Annotated in this window: 17 protein-coding genes; 14 read left to right on the top strand and 3 right to left on the bottom strand. The window is 59.7% G+C overall.

Annotation, left to right across the window (positions count from 1 at the left end):
• Nucleotides 1-124: 124 nt before the first annotated feature.
• Nucleotides 125-871: an alpha/beta fold hydrolase gene (locus tag HF949_RS16575; RefSeq protein ID WP_292897067.1), complete on the top strand. Its 747-nt coding sequence runs from the start codon at nt 125-127 to the stop codon at nt 869-871.
• Nucleotides 872-874: 3 nt separating this feature from the next.
• On the opposite strand, the gene trhO is transcribed toward HF949_RS16575, so the two are convergent.
• Complete coding sequence (gene trhO, locus HF949_RS16570; protein WP_292897066.1) at nt 875-1,825, bottom strand: oxygen-dependent tRNA uridine(34) hydroxylase TrhO; 951 nt, start codon at nt 1,823-1,825, stop codon at nt 875-877.
• A gap of 162 nt (nt 1,826-1,987) precedes the next feature.
• Between trhO and HF949_RS16565 the strand changes: the two genes are divergently transcribed.
• Both HF949_RS16565 and HF949_RS16560 read left to right on the top strand, forming a co-directional pair.
• On the top strand, nt 1,988-2,866 hold the full coding sequence (locus HF949_RS16565; RefSeq protein ID WP_292897064.1) for an N-acetylmuramidase domain-containing protein: 879 nt from the start codon (nt 1,988-1,990) through the stop codon (nt 2,864-2,866).
• A 131-nt stretch (nt 2,867-2,997) separates the two neighbouring features.
• Complete coding sequence (locus tag HF949_RS16560; protein ID WP_292900271.1) at nt 2,998-3,636, top strand: 2-dehydro-3-deoxy-phosphogluconate aldolase; 639 nt, start codon at nt 2,998-3,000, stop codon at nt 3,634-3,636.
• A 72-nt stretch (nt 3,637-3,708) separates the two neighbouring features.
• On the opposite strand, the gene HF949_RS16555 is transcribed toward HF949_RS16560, so the two are convergent.
• Together HF949_RS16555 and HF949_RS16550 are read right to left on the bottom strand one after the other, a co-directional pair.
• Nucleotides 3,709-5,490, bottom strand: coding sequence for a DUF882 domain-containing protein (locus HF949_RS16555; protein ID WP_366931273.1), 1,782 nt, complete (start codon nt 5,488-5,490; stop codon nt 3,709-3,711).
• A gap of 205 nt (nt 5,491-5,695) precedes the next feature.
• Nucleotides 5,696-7,201 carry a sigma-54-dependent transcriptional regulator gene (locus HF949_RS16550; protein WP_292897062.1) on the bottom strand — a complete coding sequence of 502 codons (1,506 nt, stop codon included), beginning with the start codon at nt 7,199-7,201 and terminating at the stop codon, nt 5,696-5,698.
• 157 nt (nt 7,202-7,358) lie between these two features.
• On the opposite strand from HF949_RS16550, the gene HF949_RS16545 reads away from it, so the two are divergent.
• From HF949_RS16545 to HF949_RS16495, 11 genes are all read left to right on the top strand, one after another.
• Nucleotides 7,359-9,218, top strand: coding sequence for a M3 family oligoendopeptidase (locus HF949_RS16545; protein ID WP_292897061.1), 1,860 nt, complete (start codon nt 7,359-7,361; stop codon nt 9,216-9,218).
• A gap of 19 nt (nt 9,219-9,237) precedes the next feature.
• Nucleotides 9,238-10,368, top strand: a complete 1,131-nt coding sequence (locus HF949_RS16540) for an aminodeoxychorismate synthase component I (RefSeq protein WP_292897059.1) — start codon at nt 9,238-9,240, stop codon at nt 10,366-10,368.
• A 14-nt stretch (nt 10,369-10,382) separates the two neighbouring features.
• Entirely contained in the window at nt 10,383-10,667 is a 285-nt protein-coding gene (locus tag HF949_RS16535) for a YciI family protein (protein ID WP_292897058.1), read from the top strand.
• A gap of 94 nt (nt 10,668-10,761) precedes the next feature.
• On the top strand, nt 10,762-12,207 hold the full coding sequence (locus tag HF949_RS16530; RefSeq protein ID WP_292897056.1) for a homospermidine synthase: 1,446 nt from the start codon (nt 10,762-10,764) through the stop codon (nt 12,205-12,207).
• Nucleotides 12,208-12,346: 139 nt separating this feature from the next.
• Nucleotides 12,347-12,730, top strand: coding sequence for a hypothetical protein (locus HF949_RS16525; protein WP_292897054.1), 384 nt, complete (start codon nt 12,347-12,349; stop codon nt 12,728-12,730).
• A gap of 144 nt (nt 12,731-12,874) precedes the next feature.
• Nucleotides 12,875-14,128, top strand: a complete 1,254-nt coding sequence (locus HF949_RS16520) for a phenylacetate--CoA ligase family protein (protein ID WP_292897052.1) — start codon at nt 12,875-12,877, stop codon at nt 14,126-14,128.
• A gap of 190 nt (nt 14,129-14,318) precedes the next feature.
• Complete coding sequence (locus HF949_RS16515; RefSeq protein WP_292897051.1) at nt 14,319-15,314, top strand: DctP family TRAP transporter solute-binding subunit; 996 nt, start codon at nt 14,319-14,321, stop codon at nt 15,312-15,314.
• 103 nt (nt 15,315-15,417) lie between these two features.
• Entirely contained in the window at nt 15,418-16,113 is a 696-nt protein-coding gene (locus tag HF949_RS16510) for a TRAP transporter small permease (protein ID WP_292897049.1), read from the top strand.
• A gap of 5 nt (nt 16,114-16,118) precedes the next feature.
• The gene (locus HF949_RS16505; protein WP_292897047.1) at nt 16,119-17,735 is read left to right on the top strand and encodes a TRAP transporter large permease; all 1,617 of its coding nucleotides are present in this window, start codon (nt 16,119-16,121) and stop codon (nt 17,733-17,735) included.
• A 267-nt stretch (nt 17,736-18,002) separates the two neighbouring features.
• A complete protein-coding gene (locus tag HF949_RS16500; protein ID WP_292897046.1) occupies nt 18,003-18,677 on the top strand; it encodes a GNAT family N-acetyltransferase in 675 nt (224 codons plus the stop codon).
• 34 nt (nt 18,678-18,711) lie between these two features.
• Nucleotides 18,712-18,912, top strand: a complete 201-nt coding sequence (locus HF949_RS16495) for a hypothetical protein (RefSeq protein ID WP_292897045.1) — start codon at nt 18,712-18,714, stop codon at nt 18,910-18,912.
• Nucleotide 18,913 lies beyond the last annotated feature (1 nt).

The raw sequence follows: 18,913 nt of genomic DNA, 5'->3' as shown, positions 1-18,913 counted from the left end.
GCAGGTATCGACCGTGAACGATGTTTTTTCCCATCGACTGAATCTCCCCGACGGCCGGCGTCTTGGCTGGCACGAGTGGGGAGCTCAAAATGGTAAAGCCGTTATCTTTTGCCCCGGGGCCGGGATGGCAGGGGCAATCCCTTTTGGCGAGGAGGCGGCCCGGCGAATGGGCTTGCGCATTCTTTCCGTAGACCGGGCGGGTCTTGGTGCTTCAGACACAAACGCAGAAAAGAGCTTTGCGAGCTGGAGCGGCGACGTTGCCTACCTGCTTCGGCATCTTGGGGTCAATGAGGCTGTCGCCATCGGATTCTCGCAAGGAGCGCCCTTTGCCCTGGCGCTGGCGGATATCGGTTTGGTCAAGGCGGTTTCGGTGGTGTCAGGGCAGGATGAGCTTGCCTCGCCCGGGGTGTTATCGCAACTGCCCGAAGCGGTGGCAAACATGGTGCAGCTTGCCAAAGACGATCCTGAACGGCTGGAGGCTGACATCGCTGCCATCGCGACCGCGGAGTGGCTTTGGCAGATGATCGAGACCATGAGCGGACCGCAGGATCGGGCATTTTACGCCGCCGAGACCTTCGCGCCCCTTTATCGAAGGGCTCTCGATGAGGGCTTCCGCCACGGCGCTGCGGGATATGCACGCGATACGCGTCTTGCCATGGCGCCATGGCCATTTCGGCTCGAGGATATCACCTGTCCGGTGCGTCTGTGGTATGGCCTGGCCGACACAAGCCCGGTGCACGCGCCGGATTTTGGAGAGACCCTCAGCAAGCGTCTGCCGAACAGCAAGCTTATGCGGCTGGAAGGTGAAGGAAGTGCCATTCTGTGGAGCCATGCCGATGCGATCCTTGAGGATCTTGCAGGCATTGGATGAACGCTAGGCGCGTTGCTTCCCTGCCGGTGCGCCGATGGGGAAGCGGTCGCCGCGCTTTTCGGCAAGCTCGATCTGACGCTGCCGCTCGGCATAGCGGGTGCGGTCTGCTTCACTGCGGCTCTCAGCGCAACGGGGACAGGCAATGCCTTCCTGGAACAGGGGAGACGCGCGCTCCTGCGGTGTCAGCGGATGCCTGCAGGCCCGGCAGAGCGTCGCTTCACCCTCTTCGAGCCCGTGGCGAACAGAGACGCGTTCATCGAATACGAAACACTCTCCTTCCCAAAGGCTCTCTTCTGGCGGAACTTCTTCGAGATATTTCAGGATGCCGCCTTTAAGGTGATAGACGTCATCGACGCCGATCAGCTTCATGTATGCCGTCGCCTTCTCGCAGCGGATGCCGCCAGTGCAGAACATGGCGACCTTGCGGCCCTTGAGGCGGTTGAGATTTCGCTCGGCCCAGGCGGGGAAATCGCGGAAGGTTTCAGTTCCTGGGTCCACGGCGCGGGAGAAGGTGCCGATGGCGGTCTCATAGGCGTTGCGGGTGTCGACGACCACCGTATCGGGGTCGACGATCAATGAGTTCCACTCGGCCGGCTCTACATAGGTTCCCGCCTGATTGACAGGATCGACCGCGGGGACTCCCATGGTGACTATTTCCTTTTTCAACCGGACTTTCATGCGGTGAAAGGGCATTTCGGAGGCGGTGCTGTACTTGACCTCCAAACCACTCAGCGCGGGCATTCCCTCAAGATGTGCGATGAGCGCTTCGATGGCCTCCGGCGTTCCGGCTACTGTGCCGTTGATGCCCTCTGCAGCCAGGAGCAGTGTACCGCGAATGCCACGCTCGCAGCAGAAGGCGGCAAGCTCGGAACGCAATGCCTCATGCTCTGGAAGGGCGGCAAAGCGATAGAGCGCGGCAACGCGAAATCTTTGTTCGGGTGAGGAAGAAATCATGCGCGGTCTCCTACGCCTGTCCTGACCGCTATGCAAGAAAAAGCAGTGTTTTTCCGGCTTGTGTGAGGGGTCGTATTCGATCTCCAGGCTGCGAGTGCTGGCGTTTATCCCCTCACGGTTGTTCTCGACGATAATTGTTCAATGCAACCATAGGCGAGAGCAATGTTTTCAAAAGCGGCAATCACGGAAATCAGCGGAGCGGCCTCGAAGGCGGGGATCGAACCGGCCATTCTTCTGGCGGTGGCACAGGTGGAGAGTGGCGGAAGATCGCACGTCATGCTGCGTGGGCGAGCGGAGCCGGTCATCCGGTTTGAAGGCCACTATTTCGATCGAAGGCTTGCCGGTACCAAACGTGCGGAGGCACGAGCGGCGGGGCTGGCTTCGCCGGAGGTTGGAGAAATTGCGAACCCGCGTGGTCAGGCGGAACGCTGGGCGCTTTTCGAAAGGGCGGCGCGCATTGACCGAAAGGCTGCCTGCGAATCTGTCTCCTGGGGGCTGGGTCAGGTGATGGGAGCGCACTGGAGCTGGCTTGGCTTTGCCGATGTGGAAGCCCTGGTCGCGGAGGCACGAAGCGGGATCGCCGGACAGGTTCGGCTGATGCTGCGGTATATCGAGAAAGCAGGGTTGATGGATGCTCTGGTGGCGCGGGACTGGGCGCGCTTTGCTCGCGGCTATAATGGTCCGGGCTACAGGCGTAATCAGTATGACCGAAAGCTCGCCCGGGCTTACCGGGCTCATGCGGCAGACGGACTGCTCTGCGCGGCGGAGACGTTGCGGATCGGTGCGCGGGGTGCCGCCGTGAGAAGCCTGCAGTTAATGCTCTGCGCCCACGGTCAACGGGTCGCGGTGGATGGCGTTTTCGGCCCGCAGACCGGCCGTGCGGTGCAGCGCTTTCAAACAGAAGCCGGCCTCGTTTCGGATGGTATCGTGGGACCTGTAACCCGTGATGCGCTGGCGCGACGCTTGCCGTTCGGCGCTTTGGGATCGCGTTTGTGGGCGCTTTTTCTCCGGCTGAGGCGGCTTTTGGGGGCAGCGTTATGAACCTTGCAGCTTGCGAGTTTCCGGAGAAAAGTGTTCATGGGCGGCGAAATCCGTGTATTGAACCGTTTTAACGCTGCGATTTCGCCCGGAGATTGAAGATTTTGAGGAGACGTTTGCACATGAACGCTGCCATGCAGAAGAAGAACGAGGTGCTGCTGGCTATCCTGCAAGGACAGCCGGTGATTCCGGTTCTCAAGATCGATCGGCTGGCAGACGCCGTGCCGCTTGCGCAGGCGCTGGTGAAGGGTGGATTGCCGGCGATCGAGATCACGCTGCGCACACCCGATGCCATCGATGCCATTCGTCTCGTAAGCGAAGAAGTGCCGGAAGCGATTGTTGGTGCGGGCACAATCCTGACTTCGAAGGATTTTTCCTATGCGGTGGCGGCTGGCGCCCGGTTCATCGTTAGCCCCGGGATCACGCAGGAGCTGCTCGATGCGGCCTCGATGTCCGCAGTGCCGTTTCTTCCAGGTGCGGCGACGCCAAGCGAGGTGATGGCCGCGCGGGAAGAGGGTTACAGCCTGCTCAAGTTCTTCCCGGCCGAGCAGTCAGGTGGCGCGGCCTTTCTCAAGGCTCTTTCTTCTCCACTCGCCTCCATCCGCTTTTGCCCGACAGGCGGGATATCGCCGAAGAATGTGGGAGATTACCTTTCACTGCCGAATGTGATCTGCGTGGGCGGATCCTGGGTGGCGCCTGACGCAGCGATCGAAGCCGGGGACTGGGCCAGCATCGAAGCCCTGGCTCAGGCGGCGAGCGGCCTCAAGGACTGATTATCTCTCGCGCAAGACGCAAAAAAAGCGGGGCCGCGAGGTCCCGCTTTTTTGTTGAATTTCCGCCGTATCTCAGTTGGTACGGAAACGGGCCATGGAGATGAAGTTGACGGCCTTTCCGGAGAAACGAGTGGCGTCAGCCACGGTAATGTCCTGCTGGAACCCGGTCGTATAAACGGTTTCGGGCGAACGGACGAACTCGCTGTCGAAAGCCGGAGGGCGGGTTGGAGGAGTGGCTTCTGTCAGCATCGAATTCTGACTGAGTGCGCGGGTCGGTGCTTCGCCCAAGGTGGCAACCACCACGGGCTGCGCACCGCGGGCAACGTCATTCGGGCCCGGTTTGGCCGATTTTCGCGTGCTGCGCGCCCGGCTTTCATGTCGGCCCTGGGGGAGATCGTCCGCACGTGCGAGAAGCGCTTTGCGCGGGGATGCGGAAACCGGCTCTCCACGCTGCTCCTGAGGGGGAGGAGCGCTGACTGTCTCCTCCACTTCCGCATCACCAGCAAGGGCGAAATCGCTCTTCAATTCCGCCGTTTCGGTCTGCGGGCGCGGCTCAGGAAGTGCTGCGAGCGTGAACTCGTCGGCTACTGTGCGCTCGGGGCGGCCGGAGGGCATTGGCAGATAGGCAGCTGTGGTTATGGACTGCCCGGTTTCGGTATCATCGGCCAGGACGCCGGCAATCGCGTCCGGTGCATCAGTCTGGGCCGAGGCGATCTGTACCAGAGCTTCCTGCGTGGCCGCATCAGGCACATATTCCGGACGGCGTGTCGGAATCGGGATGTTGGCGGCTACCAGCACCGCGGTTCCGGCGTTCTCCGGTGTCGCCTGCTCGATGGCCGGGGCTTCTTCCACCGGCTTGACTTCGAAGGGCAGTTGCTGGCCGACAGCCACATCCGGGCGCGGGGCAGAACGTGGCGTCGGCAGGCTGCGCTGCGGAAGGGCGGCCAGTATTGTGCTCGGAGTCTCGGGTTCCGGCTGCGGTGCGGGTGCTGCCGCCGGCGCCTCGGGCTGGCGGGCCACGGGCTGCTGCCGTGCGACGACCGTTGTCGTCTCGGCGGTATCCTCTTCCTCGTCGGCGCCGCCACCAAAGAGCGCAGCCAAGAGACCGCGGCCACTGCCACCGCCATTGTCACGTGCGACCTGGATCGAGCTACCGTTCCGCTTGCGAGACTCATAGGCAGCAAGCGCCTGCTTGTATCCGGGCAGAGGTTTGCCGTCTGTGGGAACGTGCATGGTCTTTCCATCCGGGAAGACGGCCAGAAGCTGTTTGCGGCTCATGCGGGGCCAATGGCGTACACCACCGACGTCGATGTGAATAAAGGGAGAACCGGAACGGGGGTAATACCCGACACCGCCAGCCTGGAATTTAAGGGCGGCGTTCCGCAAATTGGAGAGCTTTACGCCTGGAATGTAGAAATCAATCGCCTTGCCGAGCATGTGCTGGCTCTTCTTGGCAACTCCGCTCGAGCGGCTACGCAGCATGGCATTCGTTTTGGGTGAGCGGTAGGCCGAGACGACGTGGATATAGTCGCGGGCACCGGCTGCGCGATAAACTTCCCACAACAGGTCAAGGACCTGCGGATCCATGTTGGTGGGTTCGTTCTGGCGCCAGTCGCGCAGGAAGCGGTTCACCTGCTTCAGGCCGCTCTGAATGTAGCGACCATTCTTTTTGAAGGTGATTTCCGCACGCTCCTTCGTGTGTATGAAGTAGAGCTTCAGGGTGCGTGTTTCGGCGTGGGCGGCCGGCGCTGCTGCGACAAACGCGCCAATTGCTAGCATCAAACCGGCGAGAAGCCTCACGCGTATGAGCGCAGGCAAACGCCACCCAAGAACGTGAACGTCGTTTTGTTTCAAGATCCGTGGCCTTACAGGCTGGTGTTTGTCCCCCGAGCCTGAGGCTCGGACTGTGTGGTTCCCACCTTCCGATTATTCTATTTAATGGTTAATTCGATCTTATTAAAGGAGGAATGCGCGAAGAGGATGGCGATATCGTGGCAAAATGAGACAAGCCGCCGCAGGGTAAACAGGGAGTTAAACTCTGGACTGTGACCTTAAGGCCTCAATCGTCTTTTGCGCGTGTGCGCTCGGCCGGATCGATGCCCATGTCTTTGAGTTTCCGGTAGAGGGTTGAACGCCCGATTCCCAACCGCCGGGCTATCTCGCTCATCTGACCGCCGTAGTGATCCAGAGCAAATCTGATGATATCGCCTTCGATCTCCTCGAGCGGGCGCACATTGTCGTTTTCGTCCAGAACGGCGATCTGCCCGGGGAGATCACGGGGGGCAGCCGGCTTGTGCTGCAGGGTCTCTTGCGCCGCCAGATGTGCAGTGCGGGCACGGCCGGCAGTCTCAATGCCGCCATTCAGCGTTTCATAGGGATCAAGCCCTTCGACCTGGGCGAAGATCTGCGGAAAGTCCGCGACATCAAGGACACCCGTTTCGCAGAGCACCACAGCCCGGAAAACCGCGTTCTCCAGTTGGCGAATGTTGCCAGGCCAGTCGTAGCGATCAAGCAGTTCGAGTGCGGTTCGCGAAATGCCGGTGACGCGACGTGCCGCACTGTCGCTGAAGCGGGCGATGAAGGTCTGCACCAACAGAGGGATGTCATCCTTTCGGTCGCGCAGCGGAGGCACCATGATCGGAAAGACATTGAGGCGATAGAAGAGGTCCTCGCGAAACCGGCCCTCCTTTACGCGTTCGATCAGGTTCTGATTGGTGGCCGAAATCAGGCGAATGTCCACTTTCTGCGTGCCGCGCCCGCCGACCGTGTCCACCTCACCCTGCTGCACTGCCCGCAGGAGCTTTACCTGGACGTCGAGAGGAAGGTCGCCGATCTCGTCCAGGAAGAGCGTTCCCGTGTCAGCCTCGGTGAACTTGCCGGCTCGCTTTTCCGTGGCTCCCGTGAAGGCCCCCTTTTCATGGCCGAAGAGGATGCTCTCCACCAGCGTGTCGGGGATCGCCCCGCAATTGACCGTGACAAAGGGCTTTCGCCGCCGCCGGCTTTCGCTCTGAATTGCTCGGGCGATGACCTCTTTGCCAACGCCGGATTCGCCTTCAATCAGGATGGGTATGTCGCTGGCAGCCGCCTTCTGGCCCAGCATAATAACCCGCGCCATCGATGGGCTGTTGGTGATCAGCTGGTTGAATGACGATGCTTCCGCCGGTTTTTCGCCCCGGCGCTGGCGAGTTTCCATGGCGCTGACCCTAAGGGCATTGCTTATGGCTATGCCCAGCCGGGCAGGAGCCACGGGCTTTACAATGAAATCGAAAGCTCCGGCGCGCATGGCTTCGACGGCGGTGTCTATGCTGCCGCGGGAGGTCTGGACGATGACCGGGATTTCGGTCCCGTCTCCGCGAAGACGGTCAAGCATTTCCAGCCCACTCATATGCGGCATCACCAGATCAAGCACGATCGTACATGGTGGCTTTTCTGCCTGTTCCAGTACGTCCAGTGCTTCCTGACCGTTTTCTGCAAAGAGGGGAGTATGTCCCAATTTCTCGACCGCCGCCTGAAGAAGGCGTCGCTGAACAGGGTCATCATCCACTATGAGAACGGCTTCGGACATGTCGCAATTATGCAATGGCGTTACGATATCGCGCGCAGTTTTTCGGCGCGGGCTGGATCAAAATGGCATAGGCTTCTAAACAAGGGCTCAAGAATCCCGGTGAACGAAACCTTTCGGCACCGCGGGAAGACAGCGATTTCGGCTCAACGAGGTTTATATGGCCAAGAACACTGACAGGGCATCATGCCCTGCGGCAACGGATGCGGCGCTAGCGGCTGAAAACGCAGTTTCTGAACTCGGCAACCTGCCAGAGTGGAATCTGACTGACCTTTATCCGGCGATCGAGTCGCCTGAATTGAAGCGCGATCTCGATCGCGCTGCGGCGGAAGCTGCCGGTTTTGAGACCGCCTGGAAAGGCAAGCTGGCGGACGAGGCAGCCAGAGGAAATGAGGGCAGGCTTGGCGAAGCCGTTGAAGCCTATGAGGCAATTGAAGAACTGATGGGCCGCATCGTGTCCTATGCGGGGCTTCTCTACGCTGGCGACACTTCCGATCCCAAACGTGCAAAGCTTTACGGAGATGTGCAGGAGAAACTGACGGATGCGAGCGCGCATCTCATCTTCTTTACACTGGAGCTCAACAAGATCGACGATGCCGTGATCGATGCGGCGCTGGAAGCGGATGCCAGGCTTGCGCGCTACAGGCCCTGGGTGCTCGATATCCGTCGGGACAAGCCCTACGAGCTGGAAGACAGGGTCGAACAGCTCTTCCACGAAAAGTCGGTAACCGGGCGAGGCGCCTGGAACAGGCTGTTCGACGAGACCATGACCAGCCTGCGATTCACCGTGGACGGGGAAGAGCTGGCGCTTGAACAGACGCTCAACCTGTTGCAGGACGCGAACGGGGAGAAGCGTCGTAGCGCTGCCGCAGCCCTGGCAGACACGTTTTCCAGGAATTTGCGTACTTTCACGCTGATCACCAACACGCTGGCCAAGGACAAGGAGATCTCCGACCGGTGGCGCGGTTTTGAGGATATCGCTGATTCCCGCCATCTGGCGAACCGGGTCGAGCGGCCGGTGGTGGACGCGCTGGCCGAAGCGGTGCGAAACGCCTATCCGAAGCTTTCGCATCGCTATTACGCCCTGAAAGCCAAATGGCTCGGCATGGATGTTTTGAACCACTGGGACCGCAATGCACCATTGCCGGAGACGCCACAGGCGGTGATAGGCTGGGAAGAGGCCAGGAAGACGGTGCTTGATGCCTATCAGGCTTTCGATCCGCGCATGGCAGAGATTGCGAACCGCTTCTTCGATCACAACTGGATCGATGCGCCCGTGCGCCCTGGAAAGTCGCCGGGAGCCTTTGCGCATCCCACGGTGCCGGCTGTCCATCCATATCTGCTGCTCAACTATCTCGGCAAACCGCGGGATGTCATGACGCTGGCTCATGAGATGGGGCATGGCATCCATCAGGTTCTGGCTGGAAAGCAGGGAGCCTTGATGGCTCCAACACCTCTTACACTGGCCGAGACGGCGTCGGTGTTCGGCGAAATGCTGACATTCCGTTCCCTGCTCGATCGGACGACCCAGAAGCGAGAGCGCAAGGCCATGCTGGCGCAGAAGGTGGAGGACATGCTGAATACGGTTGTCCGCCAGATCGCTTTCTACGAGTTTGAGCGGAAGGTGCATGCAAAACGCCGTAGCGACGGGGAGCTGACCTCGGACCAGATCGGTGAATTGTGGCTCGACGTCCAGAAAGAATGCCTCGGTCCATCCGTAAAGCTGCGCGAGGGCTATGAAACCTTCTGGACCTACATTCCCCACTTCATCCATTCGCCTTTTTATGTCTATGCCTATGCTTTCGGCGATTGCCTGGTGAACTCGCTCTTTGCGGTTTATCAGCAGGCACCGGAGGGGTTTCAGGACAAGTATTTTGCTATGCTTGAAGCCGGCGGCACGAAGCATCATTCCGAACTGCTTGAGCCTTTCGGGCTCGATGCCAGCGACCCGGATTTCTGGAGCAAGGGTCTTTCGGTGATCGAGGGTCTCATCGACGAGCTTGAAACGCTCGACGGCTAGGACAGGTTTCTCAGACGCAATGCCCGGACAAATTCGGGGGCAGGTCCTTATTCGCGATGACGCTGCTGGCCGGGAGCTACACTTCTCCCGACCACGCGCTGTTCTTTCCGCATCGGATGCCGAGACATTCGACATCATGCTCGACCGGGCCGAGAAGATCCGGCGCGAGGGGTTCTGGCTGGCCGGATACATTGCCTATGAAGCCGGGTACCTGCTGGAGCCGAAATTGAGACCACTTCTGCCAGAAGGACGGTGTGGGCCGCTTCTGTGCTTCGGCGTTTTCGATCCGCCCGAGGACCGGCCGATTGTTACAACTGTCGTGGGGGATGGCACGCTTTCCGACGCCAGGCCGACCTGGAGCAGCACGGAATATCAGAGCCGTTTTGAACGCCTTCACGCGCATTTGCGGGCGGGTGACTGCTATCAGGCGAACCTGACCTTTCCCATCAAGGCGCGCTGGCGTGGGGATCCTGCCCGGCTTTTCGATGCACTCGGTGCACGCCAGCCTGTGCGATACGGGGCGCTGGTGGAGCTTGGCTGGCCGGTAATCGTCTCCCGTTCGCCAGAACTGTTTTTTCAGGTTTCGCGGGATGGCTGGGTCGAGACCCTGCCCATGAAGGGGACGGCGCCGCGCGGGGCGACGCCCGAAGAGGATGCGGCGCAAAAAACCTTCCTGCGCAACGATCCGAAAAACCAGGCGGAAAACCGCATGATCGTCGATCTCCTGCGCAACGACATCTCCCGCATCAGCGAGGTAGGAACCCTCGATGTGCCCGAGCTATTCCGGGTGGAAAGCTATCCAACCGTTCATCAAATGGTCAGTCGTGTTCGCGCGAAGCTACGGCCGGATGTGGGTTTTCGCGACATCTTTGCCGCCCTCTTTCCATGCGGTTCGATTACGGGAGCACCGAAAATCCGGGCCATGGAAATTCTTCATGCGCTGGAAGCCGCACCACGCGAGGCCTATTGCGGGGCGATCGGCTGGGCCGCACCCGACGGCACCATGCGTTTCAACGTGGCGATCCGCACGGTTTCGCTCTTTGCCGGTGGGGAAGCCGTCTACAATGTGGGCGGTGGGGTGGTGTTCGATTCCACTGCCGAAGGCGAATATGAAGAAGCGATGCTCAAAGCGCGCTTCGCGATGACCTGAAAAGGGGATGGGTGATGTTTGTCGTATCGTTGCGCTACGTTGTGCCGGTGGAGCAGGTGGAGCCGCATATGGAGGGGCATATGGCCTGGCTCGAGGAACATTACGCGAGTGGGATGTTCATGGCTTCGGGACGCAAGGTGCCAAGAACTGGCGGCGTCATCCTGGCGCGCGGCGAGCGTGAGCGCATTGAAGCCTGTGTCGCCCAGGACCCGTTTGTGGCGAATGGTTTGGCCGAAGCAGAGATCATCGAATGCGCCATTTCACGCGCCATCGAAGGCCTTGATGCGCTTAAGGAATAGCAAAGCCTGGGCGAACCGGATCAGCATTTGCGCTTTATTGTGACACGCTTCTGTGTTTTGGAGGCTCAACCGTTCTGTTTAGGAGAGGCGCGTAATGGCTGACAGGAAATGGCCCATCCATGGTGAAATCACCGGTCCGATCGTGATGATCGGCTTCGGCTCTATCGGGCGGGGTACGCTGCCGTTGATCGAGCGCCATTTCAAGTTCGACAAATCGCGCATGGTCGTGGTGGATCCGAATGACGCGGATCGCAAGCTGCTGGACGAGCGCGGCATCCGCTTCGTTCAGGCGCATGTCACAAAAGACAATTACAAGGAACTGCTCAGGCCGCTCCTGACCGAAGGCGAAGGGCAGGGTTTTTGCGTGAACCTGTCCGTGGATACATCTTCACTGGATCTGATGAAGCTGTGCCGGAAACTGGGCGTGCTCTATATCGACACGGTGGTGGAGCCCTGGCTGGGCTTCTATTTCGATGACAAGGCCGACAATGCCTCGCGCACCAACTATGCGTTGCGCGAGACAGTACGCAGCGAAAAGGCAAAAAATCCGGGTGGCACCACCGCCATTTCCACCTGTGGCGCGAATCCAGGCATGGTTTCCTGGTTCGTCAAACAGGCTCTGGTGAACCTTGCCGCCGATCTCGGGCTCGAATTCGCAGAGCCTGGCGTGGATGACCGCGAAGGCTGGGCAAAATTGATGAAGGCCTGCGGCGTGAAGGGCATACACATCGCCGAACGCGACACGCAACGCACCAAAAAGCCCAAACCGATGAACGTGTTCTGGAACACCTGGTCGGTCGAGGGTTTTGTCGCGGAGGGATTGCAGCCGGCGGAGCTGGGCTGGGGCACGCATGAAAAATGGAAGCCGAAAAACGCGCGCAAGCAGAAGAAGGGCAACAAGGCTGCAATCTTTCTTGAGCAGCCGGGCGCCAACACGCGGGTCCGCAGCTGGTGTCCGACACCGGGTCCGCAATACGGGTTTCTCGTGACCCATAATGAGTCGATCTCGATCGCCGATTTCTTCACCGTGCGTGACAAGAAGGGCAAGGTCGTCTATCGACCGACCTGCCATTACGCCTATCACCCCTGCAACGATGCGGTGCTTTCGCTGCACGAAATGTTCGGAGCAGAAGGAAAGGCGCAGCCGGAGCAGCACGTGCTTGACGAAACCGAGCTGGTTGACGGGATGGATGAGCTCGGCGTCCTGCTCTATGGGCACAAGAAGAACGCCTACTGGTTCGGATCGCAGCTTACGCTTGAGGAGGCCCGTGAACTCGCGCCGTATCAGAACGCGACCGGTCTTCAGGTGACGTCGGCGGTGCTCGCGGGGATGGTGTGGGCGCTGGAAAACCCTGAAGCGGGTATTGTCGAGGCCGATGAAGTGGATTACCGCCGCTGTCTCGAGGTGCAATTGCCGTATCTGGGACCCGTGAAGGGATACTATACCGACTGGACGCCGCTTGAGGGCAGACCCGGCCTTTTCCCCGAGGATATCGACGAATCCGATCCGTGGCAGTTCCGCAACATTCTCGTGCGTTGATCGTTGAAATGCGTGCTTTGCTTGCATTGACGACAAAATCGGGCAATTGGAATGGATATTGCCGGGTCCTGAACAGGGCTGGGCCCAATCGAAGGCGCGCTGCCGGTCGTGTTCGGTGGCGCGACAGGAGGCCAGAACCATGAAGACAAGCAAAATTCTGACGCTTGCGACGGTCGTTTCAGCACTTGCGCTGGCCGGCTGCCAGACGGTTATGCCAGACGGTGGCGGACAGCGCGCAGCGCGCCAGACCGGTGTCGAAGGACAGTGGATGGGTACGGACGGTGTGGCTGTGTCGACCCTTCAGGGCGGCCGCTTCAGCTCGCGGGCGGTGGAGACCGGCGAGGTCCTGACGGAAGGCTCCTACTCGCATCGTGGGGCGCAGACCATCGATCTTTCCTTCTATTCGTTGAAGAGTCAGCGGCAGACCTCAGCGACATGCCTTCTGGCATCGAGCGACCGTATGAACTGCACGCTGGCCAATGGTACGAATTTCGTCCTGACGCGCACTGCCGGCGTTTCCTGATCGAGAACATGACTATGGCAGGCCGCAAAGTGCGGCTTGCCTTTCTCGCGTTTTCCGACCGGCTTTCGATGCATGACCTTGGTCGGCCTTGCCCGCGGGGGGCGATTGTTGCGATAACATGCTCAAAACCCTTCGGGAGGAGCCATGTCCCCGCATTTCGACGCGCTGGAAATTCGTGATCCAGCCGAGCGCGAACGTGACCTGTTTTCAAGGCTGCCGGAATTTTTGAGCGGTGCCGTGGCCAAGGCAGATGGGCTTGCGAACTGGCTTTCAGGGCATGATCTCTCCGGCATCGTAGATCGTGCGGCCCTTGCGCGCCTGCCGGTCCTGCGCAAACCGGAACTTCTGGACCTGCAAAAGGCGTCTCCGCCGTTCGGCGGTTTTGTCGATCCCGACGCGCTGGAGGGCGCGCGGATTTTCATGTCCCCGGGGCCGATATGGGAAATACAAGGTGCGGGGGCCGATCCCTGGCAGGCCGCGCGTGCCTTTTTTGCCGCTGGCGTGCGGCCGGGGGCGCGGGTTCACAATGCATTCGCCTATCATATGACACCGGGCGGCTTCGTGCTGGATACGGGCGCGCGTGCGCTGGGGTGCAGCGTGTTTCCAGCGGGGACGGGCAATACGGACATGCAGGTGGAGGCGGCGGAGACCTTTCGACCGGATGTCTATGCCGGAACGCCGGATTTTCTGCAAACGATGCTCGAACGGGCGGATCGCGACGGCAGGGACCTTTCGTCGATCCGGATTGGTCTGGTTTCCGGGGGGGCTCTTTTTCCTGCCATGCGCGAAGCGTATCGCGCGCGGGGAATTCACGTGATGCAGTGCTATGCGACGGCCGAGTTCGGTGTGATCGCCTATGAAACCTCCGGGGCTGACGGGGCACCGCTCCCGGGCATGGTGGTGAACGAAAACCTGATCGTGGAAATTGTTCGGCCCGGGACCGACGATCCGGTTCCCGATGGGGAGGTGGGCGAGGTGGTGGTGACCTCGCTGAACGAGTCCTATCCTCTGGTGCGGCTTGGCACGGGTGACCTTTCAGCCGTTTTACCCGGCACAAGTCCGTGCGGTCGGACCAATATGCGGATCAAAGGCTGGATGGGGCGCGCCGACCAACGCACGAAGGTCAAGGGCATGTTCGTCGACCCCAAACAAATCGCCGAACTCACCCGCAGGCATGCTGAGATTGAGCGGGCCCGGCTCGTTGTGGCACGGGATGGCGCGAGCGATGCCATGACCCTGCATGTGGAGGTGCTTGCCGGCGCCACGCCAAACGCCACCGCCATCGAAACGACGCTGCGCGATGTGACCAGGATCGGTGGCCGCGTGGTCCTGGCTGAACCCGGTAGCCTGCCGCGCGATGGCAAGGTGATCGCCGACGAACGGGAATACTCAGACTAAAGCATAAGGGAGAAAAGGGGGAGGCAGTTCCCGTCTCGCTTGATTTCGCTCTGCCTGTATCACAGGATACATTTGCAATGGCGCATCGGCGCGGAGGATCGCCCATGCCTTGCCAGAAAAGAAACAGGCGGTGACAGGCCGCGATTTTTCGGCCGCAGCATTCTGCGGACCGCGGAGTGGAGGAGACACCATGCGACTTCTGATCGGTGCCGTCTCGGCGCTTTCCCTGACCATGTTTGCAGGGCAGGCCCAAGCCCAGTGCGACGACGGCGAAATGGTTATCAAGTTCAGCCACGTGGTTGCCGAAAAAGGCCATCCCAAGGGGGATGCGGCGACGCTTCTGGCAAACCGGGTGAATGAGGAAATGAACGGAACCGCCTGTATGGAGGTGTTTCCGAATTCGACTCTTTATGACGATGACAAGGTGATGGAGGCTCTGCTTCTTGGCGATGTTCAACTGGCTGCTCCTTCTCTTGCGAAGTTCGAGGCCTACACGCTCAAATATCGCCTGTTCGACCTTCCTTTCCTGTTCCCCACACTGGAGGCGGTGAACAAATTCACCACGTCAGATGACGGACAAGGCCTTCTCACCGTGATGGAAGACGAAGGCTATACGGGCCTTGGTTTCTGGTCTTCCGGTCTCAAGCAGTTCTCGGCCGGGAAGCCGCTTCTGGAGCCGCAGGACGCGGCGGGACTCAAGTTCCGTGTTCAGACCTCCGACGTCGCCGTTGCCATGATCGAGGCAATGGGCGCTTCGGCGCAGAAACTTGCTTTCAAGGAAGTCTATGGCGCGCTTCAGACGGGTGTCGTGGATGGCCAGGAAAACAGCTGGTGCAACATTTACACGCAGAAATTCTTTGAAGTGCAGGACGGTATCACCGAGACCAATCATCAGCTTCTCGCCTATCTCCTGGTGACTTCTACGGAGTGGCTGGAGGGTCTTGATCCGGCGGTGCGCGACCAGTTCGTCACCATTGTTCAGGAAGTGACTGAGACGGCCAATGCCAATGTTGCCGACCAGGAGGGAACCTGCCGTCAGAACATTCTTGATGCCGGTGGCACGATCCGTGAACTGAGCTCTGAGCAGCGCGCGACATGGGTCGAAACCATGAAGCCCGTCTGGGCGAAGTTCGAAGGTGATATCGGCAAGGAACTGATCGATTCAGCTGCCGCAAGCGGCTCCTGACGTTTCAGTCTTTCCCGACGCGACGTCTCCCCTCGTCGCGTTATGCAGGGCCGTCCGCTGCGTGCGGGCGGTCTTGTGGCAGGCGATCTTCGGGAGGGAAATCATGGTTCTGTTATGGCCGGCGCTCGGGCTCGTGGCAATCGTGGCCGTCATGTTCCTTCTGGAACGGCGTTTTCCCAATGCGGTCGGGCGGTTTGAAGAAAACGTGCTAGCCATACTTCTGGCGGCGATCACATTTGTCTCTTTCACCCAGGTTATTGCCAGATATGGCTTCAACAGCGGCTGGGGCGGTGCGCTCGAGTTCACGCGTATCCTGTTTGCGTGGATGATCCTGTTCGGGATGAGTTACGGCGTGAAGAACGGCATTCATCTGGGGGTCGATGCTTTCATCCGGCTGCTTCCTTCCCGGTTGTTCAAAGCGGTGGCTATTTTTGGCGCCGTCTGTGTTTTTCTTTACGCCTTCATTCTTCTCTATGCAGGCTGGATGACACTGGTGGGGGCCGATGTGTCGACCAATTGGCGTCAAACGGGCGCCATTGGCTACTGGAAGTTCATGTTCGACCGCGGCACCGGGCTCGATGATCTTCGGTATCCGCTCTGGATGCAGGAGGCGTTCGGGCTACAGGATCGCGTACAACGCTGGGTGGCCTATCTCATGTTGCCGATCGGCCTTGCTCTCCTTGCATTTCGCGCTCTTGAGGGCGTGGTGGATATCGCCAGGGGCGAGCGCGACCTGATCATTGCCGGCCACGAGGCAGAAGATCTCGTTGCCCAAAACAAAGATGCCCTGAAGGAGTAGCGGCGATGGAACCAGCCATTCTTTTCGTCCTCGTTCTGCTCCTGTTGTTTCTGGGGGTGCCGGTAGCGGTGGCCCTGGGGCTCTCGTCTCTCATCATCATCGCGTTCTTTTCAAGCGATTCCATTTCCTCGGTGGCGCTGCAGCTTTTTACTGCGTCGCAGAACTACACGCTTCTGGCGATCCCTTTCTTCATTCTGGCCTCGGCTTTCATGTCTACAGGTGGCGTTGCACGGCGCATCATCCGGTTCGCCATTGCGTCCGTCGGTCATTTTCGTGGCGGTCTGGCGATGGCTTCAGTGCTGGCCTGCATGATGTTCGCCGCCCTTTCCGGTTCGTCGCCGGCAACGGTGGTTGCGATTGGTACAATTGCCATCGCCGGTATGCGGCAGGTTGGATATTCCAAGGAGTTTGCGGCCGGCATCATCGCCAATGCCGGCACTCTCGGGATTTTGATACCGCCATCCATCGTGATGGTCGTTTATTCGGCGGCGACGGATGTCTCTGTCGGGCGCATGTTTCTGGCCGGTGTGGTGCCGGGGCTCGTCGCAGGTCTGATGCTGATGGTTGCCATCTATGTGATGGCACGGGTCCGCAACCTGCCGGCGGAGGAGTGGAAGGGTTTTCACGAGATTGTCGAGGGCGGCAAGGAGGCGGGCTGGGGCCTCTTTTTGATCATCATCATTCTCGGCGGCATCTATGGCGGGGKTTTCACACCCACCGAAGCGGCTGCCGTTGCCGCTGTCTACTCGTTTGCGGTGGCACTGTTCGTCTATCGCGACATGGGGCCAATGAAGAACGAACGGTGGGTGAAGGAGGCAGATGGCCCGCGCGCAAAGGTGGGATTTTCGGCCACGGTCTATGCGCTCGCATTCTTCTTTGTCTGGATGATCTTGAGTTTCTTCCTGACAGCAGATTGGGAAGGGGTGACGCTGCAGGGACGCACGGTGACCGGGCTCTTCCTGTCTTTGGCGGCGATGGTGGCTTATGCGTTGTGGCGCGGCAGGGGCGGACCCGCGGCGCTGCCGGGGTTGCTCCTGGCAAGCCTGCCGATCTGGCGGCGCAATCTGAGCCTGATGGGCCGGAATTTCCTGCGCGCCTTCTTCAATGAAGAGACACGGAAAGTGACGGTCGATGCTGCGCGCACAACGGTCATGCTGATGTTCATCATCGTCAACGCGCTGCTTTTTGCCCATGTGCTTACGGCGGAGCGCATCCCCCAGGCCATCACCGGTCTCATGGTCGACGCCGGATTCACCTGGTTTACTTTCCTAATCGCCGTGAACCTGCTTCTGCTTCTGGGTGGCCAGTTCATGGAGCCCTCAGGACTGCTCCTTATCGTTGCGCCGGTCGTTTTCCCTATCGCCATGGAACTGGGCGTGGATCCGGTCCACCTTGGCATCATCATGGTGGTGAACATGGAAATCGGCATGATCACGCCGCCGATCGGGCTTAATCTGTTCGTGACAAGCGGCATAACCGGCATGAGCCTGATCCAGGTGGTGCGTGCGGCGGCGCCATTTGTGGCAGTTCTGTTTATCTTCCTGATACTGGTTACCTATATGCCGGTTATGTCAACATGGTTGCCCTACAGCCTTATGGGGCCTGAGATCGTGACAAGGTAATTGCGATTTGAGGGATTCCGTTAAGTAAACGTTAACGATTGGGCAGTTAGGATTCTGACTGTCGGATCGGCTTTCCTCCTCCCAAGCACGGTTCGAAACGGGGCGGCCGACCAGTGGCCGCCTCGTCCGTTTCTATCTCATGCTTCTTCATGCGTTGCCTGGCGCAGGTCCGCATATCCTGCTGGGCCTTTCGTGCGGCGCGCCACCATGCTTTGCAGAACGATGACAAGGCTGGGCAGTGCACAGGCAAGGCTGGAGAACATGCGTATGCAGAACGATCTTATTCACTGGAGCACCAGACCGCGCCCGGAACGCAGGGTGCTCGAGGGACGTACCGTCAGGCTCGAACCCCTTGACCCGGTGCTCCACGGCAACGGTCTTTATGCCGTATCCACGGTTGCCGACGCGGATGAGCGATTTCGCTGGCTGGCAGAATATCCGCCGGAAAGCGAAGAGGCTTTCAGGCCTTGGCTTGAAAAGGTGGCCGAGAGCACCGACCCGTTCTTTTACGCAGTGATCGACAGGGAGACAGAACGAGTCGGCGGCCGGCAGGCGCTGATGCGTATAGACCCGGCCAACGGTGTTATCGAGGCCGGAAACATTTATTGGGGACCGGGGATATCGCGCAGCGTGCGGGCGACCGAGGCGCTCTATCTTTTTGCCCGCCACATCTTTGATGATCTTGGGTACAGGCGCTTCGAATGGAAGTGCAACAATGCCAATCTGCCTTCGCGTCGCGCCGCAGAACGGTTTGGTTTCAAGTTTGAGGGCGTCTTCCGTCAGCATATGATCGTAAAGGGCGAAAACCGCGACACGGCCTGGTTTTCGATACTCGACAGCGAATGGCCGGCGCTAAAAAGTGCATTTGACGCATGGCTTGATCCGGCCAATTTCGATAAGGAAGGCCGTCAGAAGAAAAGGCTGGAAGCTTTCAGGGACTGACCCTGGAGCTCGGCGAGCAGACAGGCAGGATCCTTTGTCGGAAAATCGCAAGGCGGCGGTCGCAGCCGCGCTCATCCTCATCGGTTTTGGTGTCGTTGCCTATCTGATGCCGCGCATCATGCTCGCCATCGGCGCCTATTCGCCCTGGGTCGCGGGTGTGGTTGCCGTCCTGTTTGTACTGGCATTTTTCATGGTCTTCTGGTTGCGCGCCCGCGTCCAGCGGAAGCGCAACTGAT

The sequence above is a fragment of the Nitratireductor sp. genome (genome assembly GCF_017794765.1).
GTDB lineage: Bacteria > Pseudomonadota > Alphaproteobacteria > Rhizobiales > Rhizobiaceae > Nitratireductor.
The sequence above is the reverse complement of the archived record's forward strand: the minus strand, read 5'-3'. Positions and strand labels throughout refer to the sequence as shown.